2 protein-coding genes are annotated in these 2,457 nt (G+C 71.9%); one reads left to right on the top strand and one right to left on the bottom strand.

Translation table 11 applies throughout. The features are described 5' to 3' along the window. Positions 1-77: 77 nt before the first annotated feature. Positions 78-611, bottom strand: coding sequence for a peptidoglycan-binding domain-containing protein (locus AOK15_RS23745; protein ID WP_055520146.1), 534 nt, complete (start codon positions 609-611; stop codon positions 78-80). A 511-nt stretch (positions 612-1,122) separates the two neighbouring features. Between AOK15_RS23745 and AOK15_RS23750 the strand changes: the two genes are divergently transcribed. Continuing rightward, a complete protein-coding gene (locus AOK15_RS23750) occupies positions 1,123-2,424 on the top strand; it encodes a helix-turn-helix domain-containing protein (protein ID WP_205632215.1) in 1,302 nt (433 codons plus the stop codon). Positions 2,425-2,457: the final 33 nt, after the last annotated feature.

A 2,457-nucleotide genomic window follows, 5' to 3' on the forward strand; every position in this document is an offset into this window, starting at 1 on the left:
CGGCCCCTCGGCGCGTGCGGGCGGCAACCCCGAGGCAACCCGGCGGAGCCCTGCGGCGCCGCCGGGCCGCCCCGACCTCAGCTGCGCCAGTCGTACGCGGCGAGCCTCCACTTCGAGCCGACCCGGACGTAGTACTTCCCGGCGAGCCGTTTGAAGGTCACCTGGTTCACGGTGCCCGTGTACGTCACCAGGCCGCCGGCGTACGGCCCGTCGAGGAATCCGTCGGCCTGCCCGAAGGTCTCCTGGCCGACGATGCCGTCGATGTCCTCCAACTCCTCCTGCGCCTGCCAGTACTTCGTCGCCGAGCGCGTCTTCCAGCCGAAGATCCCGTCGATGTCCCACGGGGTGAAGGTGTGCAGCGTGCCGCCGGAGTCCTTCCACTTGGCGCCGTCGGCGTAGAGCACGCTCTGCCACAGCCGGGTCGCGTTGCTCCTGGAGTGGCTGTTCACGGACAGCGTGCCCTCGTCGCCCCAGTCGTTGTACGCGGCGCCCGAACCGTCGACGGCATGCGGCCCGGAGGCCGTGGCGAGCGGAGCGGCGGCACCGAGCGCGAGCCCGGCCGAGGCCGTCACGGCGGCGGCCACGAGCAGCAGCCTGGCCTTGAGTTGCATGTGATCCCCCTGGTCCCCGTACGACCTTCCGACCGTCACGACGCACCGGACGCCGGTGCCGCTTCCGCAACCCTGTTCGACGCGGGTGGCCGTGTCTGTGCGGTGGTCGCGTTGATGTGCTGACGAGTTCGAGGATTTACCGACGATCGGCTCGGCACCAGGGCTAACGTGAGCTTTTGGGACGGTCCGGGACGGCCCGCGCGGGGATCTGTCATTCCGCCCGGAAAGCCGGGATGGCGGTGGGACACTGGACCACGGACCGGCAGGGGGCGCGCGAGGGGGTGCGCCCGGCCCGAAATGCTCCCGCACGCCCCTTTTCCGGGAACTGGCATCCCGGCAGGGCGCATCCCAATGGGTAGGCCAGGACGGGGTGCGGAAGGGGGCCTCGGGCTCGGTCACGGACCAGGATTCAGTGGATTCAGTGGATTCAGCGAGGGCATCATGCGCGGCACACGGATAGTCGGCACGGGGGGCATGGACAGAGACGCTCGCGGGGAAGAGGGGGGAATCAATGCCTCGTTGGAGGGCCTTGCCGGATGAACTCGATCCACAGGTCAAGGAGTTCGCGAGTCAGCTGCGCAGACTCGTCGACCGCGGTGGACTGAGCATCGCCGCGGTGGCCGACCGTACGGGCTACAGCAAGACGTCATGGGAGAGGTATCTCAACGGAAGACTGCTCGCGCCGAAGGGCGCGATCGTCGCGTTGGCCGAGGTGACCGGCACCAACCCCGTCCATCTGACGACCATGTGGGAGTTGGCCGAGCGTGCCTGGAGCCGCTCGGAGATGCGCCACGACATGACCATGGAGGCCATCCGTATCTCCCAGGCGCGCGCCGCGCTGGGCGAGACCGGGGGCCAGGCGATCGTCAGGGGCGGCCAGAACGCCAGGGCGGGCCGGAGCGTGACGGCGACACCGGGCATCGCGGGTCCGGCGGGTGTCTCGCCGACGGTTCCGCCGCAGCCGCGTGGGCCGGAGGAGGAGCGCACATCTCGCCCGCCGTACGGGAGTTCGACCACATCACCCTCCTCGTCCTCGTCCTCGTCGTCGTCGCGGTACGGCGGTGGGCCGGGGGCGGCCGCGAGTGCTCCCCGCGTCAACTGGGGGGCCACCTCGCCCTCGTCCACCTCGGGGTCGGCCGGAGCGCCCTCCACTCCGCAGACCCCGGCCGCTGCGGTCTCGTCGGCGTCGTCGGCGTCCTCGGCGTCCTCGGCGTCGTCGGGGTCGGCGGCCCGCGCGGGTGGTGGTGCGGCGGCTCCGTCCGGTGTCTTCGGCCCGCCGCCCGGCGGCACGGGCCGTCCCGACGGCGGCGACTCGGGGGCCGGGCGGCGCGTGACGATGTTCCTCGCGGGAGCCGTGGGGGCGCTCGTCGTGATCGCGGCGGCGTTCTTCCTCACCCAAGGGGGCGGCGGGAGCGAGGCCGACAACAAGCCGCCGGCGAACGCCTCGACCGGGGCCGGCACGGAACCCGACCTCCCGGCCGGCGTCAAGTGCGCGGGGGCCGACTGCACCGGCAAGGACCCCGAGACCATGGGGTGCACGACGGGTGTCGTGAAGACCGCGGACGAGGCCACCGTCGGCACGGCCCGGGTCGAGGTCCGCTACAGCGTGAACTGCCGCGCGGCCTGGGCCCGCATCACGCTGGCGACCCAGGGCGACAAGGTGCGCGTGACGGCCGGCAAGGTCAAGGAGACGGCGGCGGTCGAAAAGGCCGGCGACAACATCGCGTACACGTCGATGGTCGCGGTCAAGGACGCGGGCGACGCCACGGCATGCGTGACGCTTGCAACGGGCGAGGAGGGCTGCACGAACTGAGCGGCCGGCGGGGCCGGCCGCTCAGTTCGTGCA

The organism is Streptomyces ossamyceticus (assembly GCF_001418475.1).
Classification (GTDB): Bacteria; Actinomycetota; Actinomycetes; order Streptomycetales; family Streptomycetaceae; genus Streptomyces; species Streptomyces ossamyceticus.